A 19,993-nucleotide genomic window follows, 5' to 3' on the forward strand; every position below is an offset into this window, starting at 1 on the left:
ATCTCGTGCGGCTCGCACGCAACGCCGACCGCGGCGAGCTGTTCCCCACACGCCGAGCCGCGGTGACCGTGCACGTGCGAGCCCGCGACCTACGCGACGGCACCGGCTTCGCGTGGATCGAGGGCACCACGGCGTCCGTGTCGACCGTGACCGCTGAACGCATCGCGTGCACCGACGGTTCCGTGGCCGTGCGGTTCGACACGAGCGGGCAACCCATCGACCTCGGCACCGAGCAGCGCACATTCACCCGCGCGCAACGCCGCGCTCTCGCGGCCCGCGACGGCGGATGCGTCATCGAGGGATGCACCGCCCCGCCCGCGATGTGCGAGGCACACCACACCAACGAACACAAACTCGACAGCGGACGAACCGACATCGCCGACGGGGTCCTGCTGTGCCGGTTCCACCACCTGTGGACACACGCCAACCACTACCGGATACAACGACGACACACCAGCACCTACGAACTCGTCGCCCGCGACCCCCACACAACACCCCCACCCATCACCCTGCGATCACAGAACCCGATCACACAACACACCCCCTAACCACCACACCCCGCACCCACCACACCCACCACACCCCCGCACAGCCCACCCCACCCGCAGCACGCGCTACACGAGCACGCGCTACACGAGCACGCCGGGCGACGCTTACGCACCGCACCGACGAGATCCGCAGCGGCCGCTCGCGAACCTCGGGCCTCGTCCTGTTCGCCGTCGGCTGGACGGGGTCCAGCAGGTCATCCACGGGGCGAGACCCCTCGCGGATCTCTCCGATCTCGACCGACTCGCGACAGTGTTCACGGTGGCGACCATATTCACGCGACCACGTTCACGTTCACGTTCACGGTGGTGACCACCGCATGCTCAGGACCCCGCTCCCGTCGATCCCGTGCGCCACTCAGCGGCCGTTCGGACTGAGTCACCTGCGAGCCGAACTCGCTGGGCGCTGACGCCGTCGACAGCTGGAGGAGGCTCGACTTCTGCCGCCTCCCGATGTAGCTTCGACTTGATACTGCGCGGTATCGAGTCGGGGGGAAGCACAATGATCCGTGTTCGACGTGCCGTCATGGCGCTCGTCGTCATCGCCGCCGTTGCGGCGGGTTCGCTCGTCAGCGCCGCGCCCGCGAGCGCGTTCCCCGGGGACGTCGTCTCCGTGTCGCCGACCGGACCATACGCTCCGAACACCATCATGGTCGTGCGCTTCATCTGCACGGCCGACTCCCCCTACGACGACGGCCGCACCCTCGTCAAGGCCTCGTACAACATCTCGACCGGCTCGGGCACACACGGGCCCGACCAGCCCGTCACCCTGATCGGGACCGAGTCCGGCACCAGCACCTTCGAGTTCAGCTACAGCGACACCCGGTCGGCGACCGTTCTGATGATCTGCTGGTACGGCGGCAGCTACTACTCCGGTGTCGGGTCGAGCGTCGAGTACACCATCGCCGTGCCGACGACCACCGTGCTCAGCGGTGCGACGTCGACCAGCTACGGCGCCAGCGCGTCCCTCACCGCGACGGTGACGAGCGAAACCGGCAGCCCGAGCGGCTCCGTCACGTTCCACCTGGGGTCGACGGATGTGCCGGTCGCCCTCAGCGACGGCGTCGCCACGCTCGATCTCGGCACGCTGACGCCGGGCGACTATGTCGTGACCGCGACCTATACGGGATCGGGCGAGTGGACCGCCTCCGAATCCGGAGCGAGCACCGTCAGGGTGAACAAGGCGTCATCGGCAGTGCGCATCGACGCGCCATCCGTCACCTGGGGCGCCGCGAGCACCGCGACCGTGCAGGTGGCGAGCGTCGGCCGCACGCCGACCGGACTCATCGGCTACCGACTCGACGGAGATTCCGGCTACGCACTCCTCGCGGACGGCACTGCTCTGCTCGCACTCGGCTCCCTGGAGCCGGGTGACCACACTCTCGTCGTGAGCTACGCCGGGGACGACTACTACGACGCCGTGATCGCGTCCACCACGGTCCATGTCGACCCCTCGGCGCCCACGATCACCGCGGAGACACTGCCCCGCGCCACCGTCGACGCCGCCTACGACCACACCTTCCTGTCCGCCGGTCACCCCGCGCCCGCCTGGGCCCTCGCCGCGGGCAGCGGCCTGCCGCCCGGGCTCAGCCTGGCGTCCTCGACCGGACAGGTCAGCGGCACTCCGACCGTCGCAGGCAGCTACACCTTCACCCTGACCGCGAACAATGGCGCGACGGCCTCGCAGACGTTCTCCCTGACGGTCGACCCGGCGCAGTTCACCGGTGCAAGCCTCACCGTCGACGTCGTCGATAACGGCGGCGCCACGATCGATCGCGACGCCACCGCCGTGCTCACGAGCGCCGTCGCTCCGACGAGCGTGCGCTACGACTGGTACGTCGGCGCGACGTTGGCCCAGTCCGGCGCGAGCCCGACGTTCCACCTCGGCTCAGGCGCGGCGAACAAGACGGTGACGGCGGTCGCCCACATCGAGCGCGACGAGTACATGCCCGCGGATGTGCAGAGCGACCCGTTCGTGGTCGCTCCCGTGGCGCCCGTGATCGCCACGGCATCCGTGCCGGACGGCACGTTCGGGGCGTCGTACAGCGCGCGACTGGACGCGAGCGGCGATCCTCGGCCCGACTGGCGGCTCGCGCCGGGCGATGCGCTCCCGGACGGGCTGACGCTCGCCACCGATGGCACCATCACGGGCTCGCCGACGACCGACGGCGACACCACGTTCAGCGTCGTCGCGGACAACGGCCTCACTGCCACGAAGCAGTTCACGATCACGATCGCGAAGGCCGAGTTCGCCGGCGCCGGCGTCGACGTCGCCTGGAGCGACGACGGCGGCGGCCGCACCATCGACGCCACACTCACCGCGAGCGTGCACAGCACACCGGCCCCGTCGACCGTGACGTACGACTTCGTCGTCGGCGGGACCGTCGAACAGAGCGGCGCGTCGAACACGTTCCACATCTCGAGCGCCTACGCCGGTCGCACGGTGCACGTCGTCGCGCATCTCGGGCGTGAGCACTACGTCGACGTCGACGCCGAGAGCGCACCGCGACTCATCGCGCCGATCACGCCCGTGATCACGACCGACTCCCTGCCGGACGGCACCGTCGACGCCGACTACGACACGCAGCTCCTCGCCACCGGCGACCCTGTTCCCAGCTGGCACGTGTCGCGCGGCGTCCTGCCCGCCGGCCTCGAGCTGACGACCGCCGGCCGGCTGCACGGCACGCCGATCGCCGACGGCGACGCCACGATCGAGGTCACGGCGGACAACGGAGCGACCGCCTCGGCAGAACTCGACCTGCACATCGCGCCGGCCGCGTACTCCAGCGTGCCCGTGCCGACGATCGACGGGTCGGCGACGTTCGGTGAGACGCTCACCGCGGTCGAGTCCGCCAGCACGCCCACGTCGACGCCCGTCTACCAGTGGCGCGTCTCCGGAACGGATGTCGCCGGAGCCACCGGCACCGCGTTCGACCTCGACAACCCGGCCTGGGTCGGCGGGCACGTCACGGTCGCGGTCACCGTGCACCGCGACGGCTACGCCGACGTGACGGCGGAGTCCGAACCGCTCGCCGTCGCCGCGCGGCAGTTCACCGCGGGTCCGACCGTCGGGATCGAGGGCGCGGCGCGCGTGGGGCAGCCCCTCGACGCCGTCGTCGGCGAGAGCGCTCCGAGCGCCGACCGGTACGTGTACCGATGGTTCGCGGACGACGTGCTCATCCCCGGAGCCACCGGGGCTCGCTTCGCGCCGTCCGCGGCGGAGGAGGGCACGAGCATCCGGGTTGAGATCGACGCCGTGCGTGCCGGGTACGTGACGGCCGGCGCGGGCTCCGACGTCATCGGGCCGGTCGTCGCCGACCCTGCACCGGTCGCCAACGACCCTGTACCGGTCGGAACCGACCCCGCACCGGTCGCCACCCCCGCCGCGCCCGCGAAGCTGCGGGTCACGGCGCCGTCACGAGTCATCACCGGCGAGAAGTCCCGGATCCGCGCGACCGGGCTGGCCCCCGCCGAGGTCTACACCGTGACGATCGGCGGCCGGATCGTTGCGCACGGCACGGCGAGCGCGAGCGGCGTCGTGAACCGGCTCGTCGCGGTGCCGAAGAGCCTCGCCGCGGGCGTGAAGGGGGTCGCCGGAGTGAAGCGGGCCGTCGTCGTCACCGGGTCGGCTTCCGATCGCACCGGCCGTGACACGACCATCGCCAACCGGCTCGTGGCGCCGCGGGTCGCGCGGGCTGCGACCTGGTTGCGGGCCTCGCGCGATGAGACCATCACCGTGAGCCGGCTGCTGCCGGGGGAGCGGGTGCGGGTCGTCTACAACGGGCACCGCATCTCACCGAAGAAGGCGGCTGCGAACAGCCGCGGTCGGTACCGCCTCACCTTCGACGTCGGCGAGAACTGGGGCAGACGCACCCTCGTCGTGACCGCCGGTCACGACGGCCGGCACACGGTCAGCCACGTCACGGTGAGCCCGTTCCGCGCCGAGTAGGGGCGACAGCGCCACGAGCGACGGCCGCGTCGATTCAGCGACGGATCGCGAGCAGCACCTTCACGATGAGGTCGCCCGCCGTCGGAGTGCCGGGAACGTCGGCGTCGAGGGCGAGGCCGGCGAGGATCGCGTTGCAGACGCTCGCCACCTCATCCGGAGTGAGCGCCAGTCGGGTCTCCGGATGCAGCGCCAGGTAGCCCTGCACCCAACCGCGCACCTGGTCGTGCACCGCCAGACGCGTGCGCACGAATCCCGGCAGCGCCTCGGGATGACGTTCGGTGTGCAGGCGCAACTCGGTCGCGAGCGCCCACCCGGCTCGCCGCTCGGGCGTGATCGGACCGTACGCGGTGCGGATGACCTGCGCCATCGACGCCTCATCGCGACCTCCGACGGCGATCAGCTTCTCCGTCGCGTCGAGCTGCGCCGTCGTCAGATGATCCATGAGCGCGACGATGAGCTCGGACTTCGTGGCGAAGTTCGAGTAGATCGCGCCCTTCGTGAACCCGGCCGAGGCGGCGATGTCGTCGAGACTCGCCCCCGCGATGCCGCGCTGGGCGAAGAGCGCGGCGGCCGCCGCCAGCAGCCGCTCGCGCACCTCGGAGCGGGGAGTGCGGCGGCGGGTGTCGTCGACCATGTGCCGACTGTAGTGGCCGGGTGCGAGCGGCTGCGTGCGCGGGCGCCCTGCGCCGGGTCGGATACTCTCATTGAGGATTTGACCGCCCACCGCGAACAGCGCAGCGAGGAACCGCAATGAGCAGAATCATCGTCACCGGCGGCGCCGGTTTCATCGGATCGAATTTCGTGCATTACGTGCTCGCGAACACCGATCACAGCGTCACGGTGCTCGACGCTCTCACCTACGCGGGCAACCGGGCGAGCCTCGACGGACTGCCCGCCGACCGGTTCGAGTTCGTGCACGGCGACATCCGTGACGCGGCACTCGTCGACGAGCTGTTCGCGCGGCACGACGCCGTCGTGCACTACGCGGCCGAGTCGCACAACGACAACTCGCTGCACGACCCGCGCCCGTTCCTCGAGACGAATATCATCGGCACGTACACGCTGCTCGAGGCGGCGCGCAAGCACGACATCCGCTTCCACCACATCTCGACCGACGAGGTCTACGGCGACCTCGAACTCGACGACCCGTCGCGGTTCAGCGAGTCGACGCCCTACAACCCGAGCTCGCCCTACTCCAGCACGAAGGCCGGCAGCGACCTGCTCGTGCGCGCCTGGGTGCGCTCGTTCGGCGTCAGGGCAACGATCTCGAACTGCTCCAACAACTACGGTCCCTACCAGCACGTGGAGAAGTTCATCCCGCGCCAGATCACGAACGTGCTCACCGGGGTGCGCCCGAAGCTCTACGGCACGGGCGAGAACGTGCGCGACTGGATCCACGCCGACGACCACAGCTCGGCCGTGCTGACGATCCTCGAGAAGGGCGTCATCGGCGAGACCTACCTGATCGGTGCCGACGGCGAGCACAACAACAAGGCCGTCGTCGAGCTCATCCTCGCCGAACTGGGGCAGCCGACGGATGCCTACGACCTCGTCAGGGACCGCCCGGGTCACGACCTGCGCTACGCGATCGACTCGACCCGCCTGCGCACCGAGCTCGGCTGGCAGCCCAGCTTCGGCGTGTTCGCCGCCGGACTCGCCGCCACGATCGGCTGGTATCGCGACAACGAGTCGTGGTGGGGGCCGCAGAAGGCCGCCGCCGAGGCCCGCTACGCGGCCCAGGGCCAGTAGACCGTGGTCGCGTTCGGCAAGCAGCTCGCCGGCACGTCCACGAGCATCCCGGGTCTCGTCGTCTACGACCTGCCCGTGCACGGCGACAATCGCGGCTGGTTCAAGGAGAACTGGCAGCGCACCAAGATGATCGCCGCGGGCCTGCCCGACTTCGGCCCGGTGCAGAACAACATCTCGTTCAACGACGCCGTCGGCACGACGCGCGGCATCCACGCCGAGCCGTGGGACAAGTACGTCTCCGTCGCCACCGGCCGCATCTTCGGCGCCTGGGTCGACCTGCGCGAGGGGCCCACGTTCGGCGCGGTGTTCACCGCCGAGCTCGACCCGTCGAGGGCGATCTTCGTGCCCCGCGGCGTCGGCAACAGCTACCAGACCCTCGAGCCAGACACGGCATACGCCTACCTCGTCAACGACCACTGGTCGGCCGACGCGCAGGCGCAGTACACCTTCCTCAACCTCGCCGACGAGACCGCCGCGATCGCCTGGCCGATCCCGCTCGACGAGGCCGAGCTCAGCGACAAGGACCGCGCCCACCCGCGCCTCGCCGACGTCACCCCGATGCCCCCGCGGCGCACGCTCATCGTCGGCGCGGGCGGCCAGCTCGGCCTTGCCCTGCAGCGCGCCCTGCCCGCCGCGGATGCGCTCGGTCGCGCCGACCTCGACCTGAGCGATGCGGATGCGGTGGCCGCCGTCGACTGGAAGCGGTACGACACGATCATCAACGCCGCCGCGTACACGAAGGTCGACGCCGCCGAGAGCCCCGAGGGCCGGGCCGAGGCGTGGGCCACGAACGTCACGGCCACCGCGACGCTCGCCCGCATCGCCACGGAGCACCGCCTCACGCTCGTGCACGTGTCGAGCGACTACGTCTTCGACGGCACCGTCGAGGTGCACGACGAGGCCGAGCCGTTCACACCGCTCGGCGTCTACGGGCAGACGAAGGCCGCCGCCGACGCGATCGTGACGACCGTGCCGAAGCACTACATCATCCGCACCAGCTGGGTGATCGGCGACGGCGCCAACTTCGTTCGCACGATGGCGTCCCTCGCCGAGCGCGGCGTCGACCCGTCCGTTGTCGACGACCAGTACGGCCGGCTGAGCTTCACCGACGACATCGTCGCGGGCATCCTGCACCTGCTCGGCATTCGACGGGCTCAGGCAACGGACAATCCCTCCCCGAGCTCGTCGACGGGCGCTCCCCACGGCACGTACAACCTCAGCAACGAGGGCCCGGTGCAGTCCTGGGCCGACATCGCGCGCGAGGTCTACGTGCTCACCGGCCACGCCGGCGACCGGGTCACCGGCGTAACGACCGAGAAATACTTCGCCGGTAAGGTGGCGGCGCCGCGCCCCGCGCACAGCACGCTCTCCCTCGAGAAGCTGGCCGCGACGGGATTCCGCCCGCGGCCGGCAGCCGACGCGCTGCGCAGCTACCTCGACACGGGCAGTGCCCCCGACACGGGCAGTGCCCCCGACAAGGACAGTGCATGACCGAGTACCGCCTGATCGCCTTCGATCTCGATGACACCCTCGCGCCGTCCAAGTCGGCGATGGACGCCTCGATGGTGCCCGTGTTCGCGGGCCTGCTGGAGCGCTTCGAGGTGTGCGTCATCTCGGGCGGCCAGATCGGTCAGTTCCGTTCCCAGTTCCTCAGCTCGCTCGGCGAGGTGCCCGACGCGCTGCTCGCACGCCTGCACCTCATGCCGACGTGCGGCACGCAGTACTTCCGCTTCGTCGGCGGCGACTGGTCCCGCATCTACGCCGAGGACCTGACGACGGATGAGCGCGAGCGCGCGCTCGCCGCGCTCAAGTCCGGCGCGCTGAGCCTCGGCCTGTGGGAGACGACGACGTGGGGGCCGGCGCTCGAGGACCGCGGCTCGCAGATCACCTACTCGGCGCTCGGCCAGGAGGCGCCGCTCGACGCCAAGAAGGCCTGGGATCCGACCGGGGCGAAGAAGAACGCCCTGCGCGAGAAGGTGCAGGCCGAGCTGCCCGACCTCGAGGTGCGCTCCGGCGGGTCGACCTCGATCGACATCACCCGCAAGGGCATCGACAAGGCCTACGGGATGCGCAAGCTCGTCGAGCTCGCAGGCGTGCCGCTCGACGAGATGCTCTTCATCGGCGACCGGCTCGACCCGGACGGCAACGACTACCCGGTCAAGGCGCTCGGCGTCGCGACACGCCCGGTCGAGGGCTGGCAGGACACCCGTTCGGCGATCATCGAGCTGCTCAGTTGAGCCGAAGAAGCCCCGAAGAATCGGGCTCGCCGGCCTCGAATCGCCGAAATGCCCCCCGTTCGGGGGCCGATCTTGGGCAACGAATTCATGAAGATGTAACATTTCGGGCAGCGATCGCCCGCTACCATGGGCGTGCAGCCGGATCGCCAGATCCTCATTCGGTCAATGACTGACCACCTTCTTCGGGGGATGGCTTGTCATCCCTTTGCCCAGACCACAAAGGGAGAAATCACATGAGCACCACCATCAAGAGAAGCGTCGGTACCGCCGTCGCGGGCCTCGCTCTCGCGGGGGCCCTCATCGCGACGTCGGCCGTCTCGGCCGAGGCCGCGTACCCGCCCGTCACGCCCCCGTCCGTCTCGCTGAAGGGCACGCCCGCGTCGAGCACGGTCGGCAAGCTCGTGACCGTCAAGGGCGTGACCAAGAACACGAAGGCCGGCACCAAGGTCACCATCACCTACGTGAAGGCGACGACCCTCAAGAAGGCCAAGAAGGTCAAGAAGGCCACGAAGGTCGGCACGACCAAGGTCAAGAAGGGCGGCAAGTACTCGCTCAAGAAGCTCAAGATCAAGAAGGTCGGCACCTACTTCATCAAGGTGAAGATCGGCAAGATCACGACGTACAAGAAGATCGTCATCAAGAAGAAGAAGAAGTGACGTCAACGACGCACGTCGTCTGAGAGAGTTGAGCGGGCGCCCCGGCCGGGGCGCCCGCTCAACCGCGTTCTGGGGGTTCAATGAGGTCGACGCGCGCCGTCGGGGTCGTCACGATAGCCGTAGCTCTCGTGGCACTGCTGGTCATCGCGGGCTCCGTGGTGAGCTTCCGGGTCTCGACTCTCGCCGGGGCGTTCGCGACGTTCGTCTCGTACGCGAGCGTCACCAAGCAGCACGCGGCGAACGCCGACCTCGACGTGTTGGCGAAGGACGTCGAGCACCTCGATGACCTCGCACACGACATGCTCAACGCGGCGACCGATCCCGTCATCAGTGCGGCGAGCGGCGCACCGTTCATCGGCGACTATCTCGCGGCCACGCGCACGCTCGCGGCGGCGACCGTGCAGATCAGCACGGCGGCACGGCCGCTCGCCGAGCTGCTCCCCGAGCTCGATACGGCCTCCGTCTCGTCGGGCGGCCACTACAACGTCGACGCCCTGCGCCGGCTCGACACCCGCCTGACGGACCTGAACAGCGCGATCGGGGTCGCCTCGACGCAGATCGACTCGGTGGACACCACGGGTCTCGATTCGCGCGTCGTCTCGGCGATCGACTCGCTGACGAGCGCACTGGGCGGCGTGCAGCAGTTCATCTCGTCGAGCCAGCCGCTGCTCGCGATGCTGCCCATCCTGCTCGGCACGGATGGCACCTGGTTCGTCGGACTCCAGAACCTCGCCGAGGCGCGCGGCACCGGCGGCCTGCTCGGTGCGTTCTCCGTGCTCTCGACGAAGGGCGGCACCGTGACCCAGACGGCGAGCGGCTCCGACCTCGATCTCATCCCGGTCCCGATCTCCACGGCCGGCCTGTCGTCGGACTACCTCGACATCTGGGGCGACCAGCTCACGGAGTGGCGAAGCCTCAACAGCTCGGCGGACTTCCCCGACACCGGCCGAATGGTCAGCAACGTCTGGAAGACGAAGACCGGCACCGAGCTCGACGGGGTCGTCAGCTTCGGTCAGGGCACCGTGCCCTACCTGCTCGCCGCGACCGGGCCGATCGACGTCGACGGCACGACCGTGGACGCGTCCAACGTCATCCAGTTCCTCACCCTCGACGTGTACGCGAAGTACCCCGACTTCACGGACAAGAACGCGATCGTCGGCCACCTCGTGCAGCAGATCTTCGCGCGTCTGCAGAGCGGCCAGTTCGACTTCCAGTCGCTGTTCGCCGGCGGTTCGTTCGGCGCGACGCACGATCGGGTGCAGCTCTGGTCGCCGCACGCCGAGGTCGAGTCGGAGATCACGGCGGCCGGCCTCGACGGCGCCCTGAGCTCGGCGTACGGGCCCGACGTCTACGTCGCGCTCAACAACTCGGCGGGCAGCAAGATCGATCAGTTCATCGACGTCGCCGTCGACTACGAGCTCGGCACGTGCAATCCGACGGACGAGTGGAGCGAGGAGCGGGAGGCGAAGGTCACCGTGACCGTCACGAACAACGCGCCCACGTCGGGTCTGCCCGAGTACGTCGACATCCGCGCGGACCGGGAAGAGACCGGCGCCCCCTACGTGCGCGGCTCGAACGCCGACGTGATCTCCGTGTACGGGCCGGTCGGGTCGTACGAGAACGAGACGACGCTCGACGGCGAGACCATCGGCGGGTACGTGGGCGACGAGAACGATCGCCCGCTGTACGCCGTGAACGTCGACCTCGACCCCGGACAGTCGTCCACGCTCGTGATCGACTGGAATGAGCCGACGATCGGCGACGACATCACCGACGTGCTCTCCGCGCAGCCGAGCGTGCAGTTCGCACCCTCGATCCGGCCGTGGTCGGCGACGACGCCCGCGGCGCCGGTCTGCCCGGCATCCTGAATCCCGCGCGGCGGTCGTAACGCAACGGTTACGCGCCGAAAACGAAGGATGACATCCGCTCGATATAGTCAAGACTCGTGACTACTCGAATTAGCAAGGCCGTCATCCCCGCGGCGGGGCTCGGCACTCGATTCCTGCCCGCGACGAAGGCGATGCCGAAGGAGATGCTCCCGGTCGTCGACAAGCCGGCCATCCAGTACGTCGTCGAGGAGGCGGTCGCGGCCGGCCTCGACGACGTGCTCATGATCACGGGCCGCAACAAGAACGCGCTCGAGAACCACTTCGACCGGGTGACCGAGCTCGAAGCCACCCTGCAGGCCAAGGGCGACGCGGAGAAGCTCGCGAAGGTCATGCACTCCACCTCGCTCGCGCAGATGCACTACGTGCGTCAGGGTGATCCGCGGGGTCTGGGTCACGCGGTGTTGCGGGCGAAGATGCACGTGGGGCATGAGCCGTTCGCGGTGCTGCTGGGTGATGATCTGATCGATGCGCGGGATGTGCTGCTGTCGCGGATGATCGAGGAGGCGGAGTCGCGTACGGCGACGGTGATCGCGTTGCTGGAGGTGGAGCCGGAGGCGGCGCACCTGTACGGGATCGCGACGGTGGAGGAGACCGGCACGGATGATGTGGTGCGGGTGACGGGTCTGGTGGAGAAGCCGCCGACCGGTTCGGCGCCGTCGAACTTCGCGGTGATCGGGCGGTATGTGCTGCAGCCGGAGATCTTCGAGGTGCTGGAGCAGACGCCGCCGGGCAAGGGTGACGAGATCCAGTTGACGGATGCGTTGCAGACGCTGGCGCGGACCGGTCAGGCGGGCGGGGTGTACGGGGTGGTGTTCCGTGGTCGCCGGTACGACACCGGCGACCGGCTCGACTACATCAAGGCGACGGTGCGCCTGGCCGCCGAGCGGGACGACCTCGGCCCGGCGTTCACCGCCTGGATCAAGGAGTACGCCGCCGGCCTGTGACGGGACCCCCGGAACGGGGCGTATCGGCGCCGCCGCGCCATCCGTAGCGTGTGCGCCGTGAATCCAGCACGCTCGGCCGCCATCGTCGTCGCCGCCGCTCTCCCACTCGGCGCGGTCGCGGGCGCGCCGGGCACGGCGAGCGCCGCTGCGCCCGGCACCGTCTCGGGACGCATCAGCTTTCCGCCGGATGCCGTGCCGGCCGTCGCGCTCTACGACGGCAGCGACGAGGTCGCGGAGGGCGACGTGGCGCCCGACGGCTCGTACACGATCACCGCGCCCGCCGCGGGCGAGTACACGGTCGCCTTCAGTGACGACGGCGACACCTACCTGACCCGGTTCTGGAACGGCACGGCCGCGGGCGTCGTGCTCGACGACGGGCCCGACGGTGCGACCTTCTTCTCCGTGGCCGACGACGCGCAGGTCGCGGGGATCGACGGCACGCTCGGCCTCGTGCCGCTCGGCGCCACGGCGCCGACCATCGGCGGAACGCCTCGCGTGGGCAGGACGCTCACGCTCGTGTTCGGGGACTGGGCCGACGTCGCCGACCTCGACATCGTGTGGCGCCGGGACGGGGTGGCGATCGCGGGCGCCGAGGACGCGGAGTACGACGTCGACATCGCCGACGCGGGGCACCGGCTCTCGGCGGTGATCGTCGCGACCGCGGACGGCTACGAGGACGCGACCGTGAGCACCGCATCCGTCTCGGTGCCGGGCAAGAGACTGCGCGGGGCGCGGCCGACGATCACGGGAGCCGCGAAGGTCGGTGCCCGGCTCGTGGCGAAGCCCGGCAGGTGGACCGCCGGTACGAGGCTCCGATACCAGTGGCTCGCGAACGGCAAGCCGATCGCGAGGGCGACGAAGAGCGGGCTGCGTCTCACGAAGCGGCTCGCGGGCGCCCGGATCTCCGTGGTCGCCACCGGCTACCGGAAGGGCTACGCGCTGCTCGCCACGACGAGCAAGCGCACGGGCCGGGTGCGCTGAGCGGTCCCGGGCTCGCGCTGGCGATGGGAGCGCTTCCACGGGATACTCGTCGGATGAGCACCACCACCCCGTCGCGACCCTTCCCGCCCGACTTCCTGTTCGGCGCGGCCACCGCCGCCTACCAGATCGAGGGCGCCGCGCACGAGGACGGCCGCACCGACTCGATCTGGGACGCGTTCGCGCGCCTGCCCGGCGCGGTCGTGAACGGCGACGACGGCGAGGTCGCGTGCGACCACTACCACCGCTACCGGGATGACGTGGCGATCATGCGGGAGCTCGGCCTGCAGACCTACCGGTTCTCGACATCCTGGTCCCGGGTGCGTCCCGACGGCGGCGCGGTGAACCACGCCGGCGTCGACTTCTACTCCCGGCTCGTCGACGAACTGCTCGAAGGCGGCATCCTGCCCTGGCTCACGCTCTACCACTGGGACCTGCCCGAGGCGCTGCAGCAGACCGGCGGCTGGGCGGACCGCGACACCGCCTACCGCTTCCTCGAGTACGCCGAGACGGTGCACGACGCGCTCGGCGACCGCGTCACGAACTGGACGACGCTCAACGAGCCGTGGTGCTCGTCCTTCCTCTCCTACCTCGGCGGGGAGCACGCGCCCGGGCACACGTCCGAGACCGAGGCGCTCGCCGCCGGGCACCACCTCCTGCTCGGCCACGGGCTCGTGACGCGGGCGCTGCGCGAGCGCGACCCCGCGCTGCGCCTCGGCATCACGCTCAACCTCACCGTCGCCGATCCCGTGGACCCGACGGATGCCGGCGACGTCGATGCCGCACGCCGCATCGACGGACAGTTCAACCGGTTCTTCCTCGACCCGATCTTCCGCGGGGCGTACCCGCCCGACCTCGTCGACGACGTGCGCGAGTGGGACCTCGAGCGGTTCGTGCAGCCCGGCGACCTGGAGCTCATCAGCACCCCGATCGACGTGCTCGGCGTGAACTACTACCACGGCGAGCTCGTGTCGGCGCACCCCGCAGCGGGCGCCGACGTGACGACGCAGGCGCCGTCGCAGCATCCGAAGCGCTCGCCGTTCCCGGCCGCGGCGGGAGTGCACTGGCATCCGCGGCCGCTGCCGCTCACGGCCATGGGCTGGGAGGTGCAGCCGGAGGGCCTCACCCGGCTGCTGCACCGCATCCACGCCGAGTACACGGATGCCGCCGGCGTCGCGCTCGTCGTCACCGAGAACGGCGCGGCGTACGACGACGTCGTGACGGCGGACGGCGCCGTGGTGGACGAGGAGCGCACGGCGTTCCTGCGCGCGCACCTCGACGCCGTGCTCGACGCGATCGAGGGCGGCACCCCCGTGCGGGGCTACTTCTACTGGTCGCTGCTCGACAACTACGAGTGGGCGTGGGGCTACGCGATGCGCTTCGGCCTCGTGCGCGTCGACTACGGCACCCAGCAGCGCACCCTCAAGCAGAGCGCCCGCGAGTACCAGCGCATCATCGCCGCCCGCGCGCTCTGAGCCGGGCGCTCCGGGCGTCCCGCTCGTCGGCCGAGCGGGCGCGGCAGCGCCGTGTCGACGCCCCCGGCCCCGCGCCCCTACACGAACCGTAAACTCGGGAGCGTTCCCACGACCGTTGGAGGTGCGATGGCGCCCGATCGGATGGTGCGCGCCACCGCGCCCACGCTCGAGGACGTCGCATCCGCCGCGGGCGTGTCGCGGTCGACCGCATCCCGGGTCATCAACGGCTCGCCGCACGTCAGCCCGACCGTGGTGCGGGCGGTGCACGACGCGATCGACCGGCTCGACTACGTGCCGAACCGCGCGGCCCGCTCCCTCGCGAACCGGCGGACCGGCGCGATCGCGCTCGTCGTGCCCGAGGACACCACCCGGTTCTTCGGCGACCCGTACTTCTCGGCGGTGATGCGCGGCATCTCCGAGGTGCTGCACGACAGCGACTACGTGCTCACGCTGCAGCTCGCCCACGAGATCGAGTCGAGCGCGAAGACCATCCGCTACCTGCGCGGGGGCAACGTCGACGCCGCGCTCATCGTGTCGCACCACGCCGGCGATCACATCCTCGACGCGCTCGGCGGCGCCCTGCCCGTGGTGTTCGGCGGACGCCCGATCGCGGACGGCGACTCCGGCGCGTACTACGTCGACGTCGACAACACGGATGCCGCCCGCCGCGGCGTGCAGCACCTCATCGACTCCGGGCGCGAGCGCATCGCGCACATCGCCGGACCCGCCGACATGCCCGCCGGCGTCGATCGCCTCGAGGGCTGGCGGCTGGCGCTCGACGGGGCGGGACTCGACGCGACCCGCGTCGTGCACGGCGACTTCAGCCGGTCCGGCGGCAGTGCCGCGATGCGGCTGCTGCTCGAGCGGTTCCCCGACCTCGACGCGGTGTTCGCCGCGAGCGACCTGACCGCGTTCGGTGCGATGAGCGTGCTGGCGGGCAGCGGCATCCGCGTGCCCCGGGATGTTGCGGTGCTCGGCTTCGACGACAGTCCCGCGGCGGCCGAGCACGACGTGCCGCTCACGACGGTGCGGCAGCCCGCGGTCGACATGGGTCGGCGGATGGCGACCATGGCGATCGACCTGCTCGCCGGCCGGGAGGTGCCCCACCGCGCGATCATGGACACCGAGGTCGTGGTGCGCGCGAGCGCCTGAGCGCCCCGGCCCGCGCAGGTCGGGAGCGCCTGCCGCTGGTCGAGGAGCGCCCGAGCGGAGCGAGGTCGCGTCTCGAGACCACCGCGGGTGCGTGTGGCTGGCTGGTGGGTGTTGGTTTCGAGGCGCCTGCTCGCTTCGCTCGCGGGCTCCTCAACCAACGGCGTGGGGCCTTCGCTGGTCGAGGAGCGCCCGAGCGGAGCGAGGTCGCGTCTCGAGGCCACCACGGTTCGGTGTGGGTGTTGGTTTCGAGACGCCTGTTCGCTTCGCTCGCGGGCTCCTCAACCAACGGGGTGCGGGCTTCGCTGGTGGGCGTTGGTTTCGAGACGCCTGTTCGCTTCGCTCGCGGGCTCCTCAACCAACGGCGTGGGGCCTTCGCTGGTCGAGGAGCGCCCGAGCGGAGCGAGGTCGCGTCTCGAGACCAGGACGGTTCGGTGTGGGTGTTGGTTTCGAGACGCCTGTTCGCTTCGCTTGCGGGCTCCTCAACCAACGGCGTGGGGCCTTCGCTGGTCGAGGAGCGCCCGAGCGGAGCGAGGTCGCGTCTCGAGACCGCCACGGTTCGGTGTGGGTGTTGGTTTCGAGACGCCTGCTCGCTTCGCTCGCGGGCTCCTCAACCAACGGGGTGCGGCCCTTCGCTGGTCGAGGAGCGCCCGAGCGGAGCGAGGTCGCGTCTCGAGACCAGGACGGTTCGGTGTGGGTGTTGGTTTCGAGGCGCCTGCTCGCTTCGCTCGCGGGCTCCTCAACCAACGAGTGGGGCCGTCCGCTCGGTCAGTCGCTCACCGAGCCGGCGGATGCCGTCGACGATGTCGGCCTTGGAGACGTTGGAGAAATTGAAGCGCGCGTGGTTCGACCGCGACTCGCCGGCGAAGAACGGCTCGCCCGGCACGTACGTGACGTGGGCATCCGGCACCGCGACCTCGCGCAGGAAGCGCGCCGCGTCGAATCCGCCGGGGAAGGTGACCCAGGTGAACAGCCCCCCGTCGGGGCTGGTGTGCGTGACGCCGGGCGGGAAGTGCTCGTCCATCGCGGCGAGCATCGTGTCGCGCTTGCCGCGGTACACCGCCCGCACGCGGTCGATGTGCGCGTCGATGTCGTGCCGCTGCAGAAACCGCAGCGCGGCCGTCATGTTGAGCGTCGACGACTGGGTGTCGGCGGCGAGCTTGAGCAGGCCGAGGCGCGCGAGCACGTCGGGGGACGCCACCATCCAGCCCAGGCGCATGCCCGGCGCGAGGATCTTCGAGAACGTGCCGATCTGCACGACCCGGCCCTCGGTGTCGAGGCTGCGGAGCGTCGGCACGTGCTCGCCCTCGAAGCGCAGCTCGCGGTACGGGCTGTCCTCGACGACGAGCAGGTCGTGCTCGTTCGCGAGCTCGATGAGCCGACGGCGGCGCGCGAGCGACAGGGTGACCCCGGTGGGGTTGTGGAAGTCGGGCACCGTGTAGAGCACACTGGCCCCCGGATGCGCGCGCAGCACCCCCGCGAGGTCGTCGGTGTCGAGGCCGTCCGCGTCGATGCGCACGGTGGCGTACCGCGGCTGGAACGGGTTGAACGCCACGAGCGCCCCGAGGAAGGTCGGGTCCTCGACGACGATCGTGTCGCCCGGGTCGATCATGAGCTTCGCGACGAGGTCGAGCCCCTGCTGGCCGCCGTGCACGACGAGCACGTCGTCGGCGGTCGCGGGGGTGCCGTCGGCGCGCAGGCGTTCGGCGATCGCGGCGCGCAGCTCGGGAAGTCCGTCCGAGGTGGTGTACTGCAGCGCGTCGGCGTGCTCGGCACGCAGCAGCTCGTCGTAGATGCCGCGCAGCTCGTCGATCGGGAACAGCGACTGGTCGGGATACCCGCCGCCGAACGCGATCAGCTCGGGGTCGGCGCCGTAGATCAGCAGCTCACGGATGGCGGAGGGGCGCACGCGGTCCATGCGGCTCGCGAAGGTCGGCGGCATCCGGGCGGGTTCCTTTCACAGGCGACAGCAGATTCAAACCTTACTATGTGAAGGACAAGACGGATGTCGCCTGCTACTGTGCACTGGTCATGGCATCCCCGCACTCCTCCGATCGCAGCACCGCGGCCGTCGCACAGGGCGCGATCGTCGCCTCCGGGTTCGCGCTCGTCCTCGCGGGCACCAACGCGATCAACCCGCTGCTGCCCGTCTATCGCGACACCCTGGGGCTCAGCGCGCTCGTGATGTCGCTCACCTTCGTCGCCTACGTCGGCACGCTCGTCGTCGTGCTCCTGCTCATGGCGCGGCCGAGGTTCACGCGCCATGCGCCCGTGCTGTTCGGCGCCGGCCTCGCCGTCGCAGTCGCCTCCGACGCGCTGCTGTCGCTCGCGTCCGAGCCGGCCGTGCTCGTCGGCCGAGCGGTCGCCGGGCTCGGCGGCGGCATCGCGACGGGAGCGGCGTCGGCCCTCGTCGTCGCCGCGATCGGCGACCCCGGGCGCGGCGTCTCCGCGACCGGCAACCTCGTGGGCGCCGTGATCGGCTCGGGCGGCGCGCAGGCGATCGTGTCCCTCGCGCCCGCCGTCGCGCCGTACCTGGTGTTCCTCATCCACGGCGCCCTGCTCGTCGTGGTTCTCGTCGCGAGCGTCTCAGCGCTCCTCGTGCGCCGGGCGCCCAATGCCGACGCACTGCGACCGGTGACGAGCGCGGCCGAGCCGCTCGCACTGCGCCGGCGGGATATCGCGCTCTTCGCGAGCGGATGCATCGGCTGGGTCGCCGTGAGCCTCGCCCTCGTCGACAACGCCACGGTCTTCGTCGACCTCGGCCTTCCCGCGGCGCGGGCTCTCGCGAGCACCGTCATGCTCGTCGCGAGCGCCGCCGCGCAACTCGCGAGTCCCGTCCTCGCGCGACGGCTGCCGTGGGCATCCGGACTCGGCGCCCTGGCGCTCGGAATCGTCGTCGCCGGTCTCGGCGCGATCGCCCGGATCGAACCGGTCGTGATCGCCGGGTTCGCGATCGTGGGCGTCGGGATCGGGGTCTCGTACCGCACCGCGCTCGTCGTGCTCACGCGCGGATCGAGCCCCGCGCGCCAGGGGGCGCTCGCATCGCTCTACGCGGCGGTCACGTATGGGGCGGCAGCGACATCCGTTCTCGTGGTGGGCGCGATCGCCGACGAGGCGGGGCTCGTGCCCACCCTGGTCGCGGCGGCCGGCGTCGTCGCGGCGCTCGCCGTCGTCGCGTGCATCCGCGCGCCGCGTCTGCGCGACACGATCGCGTCCGCGGACGTCGCCGCTAGGGTGAGGACGTCGCGGGCCGATCCCGTCGTGACGGGGCCGGCTCGTCGTCCGGCTCGCCGTCGTCGATGGCGGACCTCACCGAGCACACCGGCGCGATCGAGGGGATGACGTCATGACCGACGGCAGCAACAGCTCGCCGCTCAGCTCGCTCGCCGACCGGATGACGCCCACCGGCCCGAGCGTCGAACTCGACGCGACGGACCGTCGGCTGCTCGTCGAACTCTCCGCGGACGCCCGCGTGCCGCAGCGTCGGCTCGCGGAGCTGCTCGGGATGTCGTCGCCGGCCGTCGCGGATCGCATCGCGCGGCTCAAGGCGCGCGGCGTCATCCGTGGCTTCCGTGTCGATATCGACTGGGACCGGCTCGGCCACTCGACCGTCGCCTTCCTGTCGATCGTCGTCGACAGCACCCACGATCCGAACGGCGTCATCTCGCGGCTGCTCGAGGTGCGCGGCGTCGAGGACATCACGCTCGTCACCGGGAGCACGGACCTCGTCGTGCGGCTGCGCACGCACGGCTTCGACGACCTGCGCTGGATCCTCGCCTCGGAGATCTGGAACATCCCGGGCGTGCAGCAGACCGAGACGTCGATCTCGCTGCTACGGGCCGAGCCCGAGAACGCCACCGCGCGCATGCTCACGGCGCTCGACGGCGCGGCGGAGCAGCATGGGGTGTCGGCTGGCGAGCATGCCGGTGGCGAGCGGACCGGTGGCGAGCGGAAGGGGCACGGATGACGCGCGAGGTCGTGAATGACGGGGCACAGAAGCGCTTCCTGCTGCTCGTCGACGGCGAGCAGGCGGGGCTCATCGACTACGACGTGACGCCGACGGGCGTCGTCGACATCCTACACACCGAGGTCGACCCGGACAAGCGCGAGCACGGCCTCGCGTCCTGGTTCGTGCAGCAGGTGCTCGACGGATTCCGGGCCTCCGGCACCCGCCTCGTCGCGCACTGCCCGTACGTGCAGCACTGGCTCGCCGACCCGACGCACGAGGAGTACCGCGCCCTGCTGGGCTAGCCGGTCCCCGTCCGCTGAGCGGCCGCGTCGCCTCGGCGGCGGAAAAATGGCGCGCGAGCGGAGCTGCCCCTCCGGTGGTTGAGTAGCCCGCGAGCCGAGCGAGCCGGCGTATCGAAGCCGGGGTGCGGGCGGGGGTGCGCGCTTCGATACGCATCGCTCCTTCGTCGTGCG

16 protein-coding genes are annotated in these 19,993 nt (G+C 70.6%); 14 read left to right on the forward strand and 2 right to left on the reverse strand.

What is annotated here, in order from left to right:
• Positions 1-548: HNH endonuclease signature motif containing protein (locus QT381_RS12675; RefSeq protein ID WP_289249398.1), on the forward strand; the 548-nt coding region annotated here is incomplete at its 5' end.
• 499 nt (positions 549-1,047) lie between these two features.
• A complete protein-coding gene (locus QT381_RS12680) occupies positions 1,048-4,494 on the forward strand; it encodes an Ig-like domain repeat protein (protein ID WP_289249399.1) in 3,447 nt (1,148 codons plus the stop codon).
• A 34-nt stretch (positions 4,495-4,528) separates the two neighbouring features.
• Here the strand turns inward: QT381_RS12680 and QT381_RS12685 are convergent, their stop codons facing one another.
• Entirely contained in the window at positions 4,529-5,128 is a 600-nt protein-coding gene (locus QT381_RS12685; RefSeq protein WP_289249400.1) for a TetR/AcrR family transcriptional regulator, read from the reverse strand.
• 116 nt (positions 5,129-5,244) lie between these two features.
• Here QT381_RS12685 and rfbB point away from each other — a divergent pair, with 116 nt between their 5' ends.
• The 9 genes from rfbB (at position 5,245) to QT381_RS12730 (ending at position 15,574) form a co-directional block, all read left to right on the forward strand.
• Positions 5,245-6,243: a dTDP-glucose 4,6-dehydratase gene (rfbB, locus tag QT381_RS12690; RefSeq protein ID WP_289249401.1), complete on the forward strand. Its 999-nt coding sequence runs from the start codon at positions 5,245-5,247 to the stop codon at positions 6,241-6,243.
• Between the two features lie 3 nt (positions 6,244-6,246).
• Complete coding sequence (locus tag QT381_RS12695) at positions 6,247-7,734, forward strand: sugar nucleotide-binding protein (protein WP_289249402.1); 1,488 nt, start codon at positions 6,247-6,249, stop codon at positions 7,732-7,734.
• On the forward strand, positions 7,731-8,480 hold the full coding sequence (locus tag QT381_RS12700) for an HAD-IIB family hydrolase (protein WP_289249403.1): 750 nt from the start codon (positions 7,731-7,733) through the stop codon (positions 8,478-8,480). The genes QT381_RS12695 and QT381_RS12700 overlap by 4 nt, the downstream gene beginning before the upstream one ends.
• A gap of 233 nt (positions 8,481-8,713) precedes the next feature.
• On the forward strand, positions 8,714-9,136 hold the full coding sequence (locus QT381_RS12705; protein ID WP_289249404.1) for a hypothetical protein: 423 nt from the start codon (positions 8,714-8,716) through the stop codon (positions 9,134-9,136).
• Between the two features lie 128 nt (positions 9,137-9,264).
• The gene (locus QT381_RS12710) at positions 9,265-11,004 is read left to right on the forward strand and encodes a DUF4012 domain-containing protein (RefSeq protein ID WP_289249405.1); all 1,740 of its coding nucleotides are present in this window, start codon (positions 9,265-9,267) and stop codon (positions 11,002-11,004) included.
• A gap of 77 nt (positions 11,005-11,081) precedes the next feature.
• On the forward strand, positions 11,082-11,969 hold the full coding sequence (gene galU, locus QT381_RS12715) for a UTP--glucose-1-phosphate uridylyltransferase GalU (protein ID WP_289249406.1): 888 nt from the start codon (positions 11,082-11,084) through the stop codon (positions 11,967-11,969).
• A gap of 57 nt (positions 11,970-12,026) precedes the next feature.
• Positions 12,027-12,950: a hypothetical protein gene (locus QT381_RS12720; RefSeq protein WP_289249407.1), complete on the forward strand. Its 924-nt coding sequence runs from the start codon at positions 12,027-12,029 to the stop codon at positions 12,948-12,950.
• A 53-nt stretch (positions 12,951-13,003) separates the two neighbouring features.
• Complete coding sequence (locus QT381_RS12725; RefSeq protein ID WP_289249408.1) at positions 13,004-14,422, forward strand: GH1 family beta-glucosidase; 1,419 nt, start codon at positions 13,004-13,006, stop codon at positions 14,420-14,422.
• A gap of 126 nt (positions 14,423-14,548) precedes the next feature.
• On the forward strand, positions 14,549-15,574 hold the full coding sequence (locus tag QT381_RS12730) for a LacI family DNA-binding transcriptional regulator (protein WP_289249409.1): 1,026 nt from the start codon (positions 14,549-14,551) through the stop codon (positions 15,572-15,574).
• Positions 15,575-16,310: 736 nt separating this feature from the next.
• Here the strand turns inward: QT381_RS12730 and QT381_RS12735 are convergent.
• On the reverse strand, positions 16,311-17,513 hold the full coding sequence (locus QT381_RS12735; RefSeq protein ID WP_289249410.1) for an aminotransferase-like domain-containing protein: 1,203 nt from the start codon (positions 17,511-17,513) through the stop codon (positions 16,311-16,313).
• Between the two features lie 47 nt (positions 17,514-17,560).
• Here QT381_RS12735 and QT381_RS12740 point away from each other — a divergent pair, with 47 nt between their 5' ends.
• From QT381_RS12740 to QT381_RS12750, 3 genes are read left to right on the forward strand one after another with little or no spacing between them, the layout of a single operon-like run.
• Positions 17,561-18,913 carry an MFS transporter gene (locus QT381_RS12740; protein ID WP_289249411.1) on the forward strand — a complete coding sequence of 451 codons (1,353 nt, stop codon included), beginning with the start codon at positions 17,561-17,563 and terminating at the stop codon, positions 18,911-18,913.
• 4 nt (positions 18,914-18,917) lie between these two features.
• A complete protein-coding gene (locus QT381_RS12745) occupies positions 18,918-19,538 on the forward strand; it encodes an Lrp/AsnC family transcriptional regulator (protein ID WP_289249412.1) in 621 nt (206 codons plus the stop codon).
• Entirely contained in the window at positions 19,535-19,822 is a 288-nt protein-coding gene (locus tag QT381_RS12750) for a GNAT family N-acetyltransferase (protein WP_289249413.1), read from the forward strand. Before QT381_RS12745 ends, QT381_RS12750 begins: the two co-directional genes overlap by 4 nt.
• Positions 19,823-19,993 lie beyond the last annotated feature (171 nt).

The sequence above is a fragment of the Galbitalea sp. SE-J8 genome (assembly GCF_030345695.1).
GTDB lineage: Bacteria > Actinomycetota > Actinomycetes > Actinomycetales > Microbacteriaceae > JAUASV01.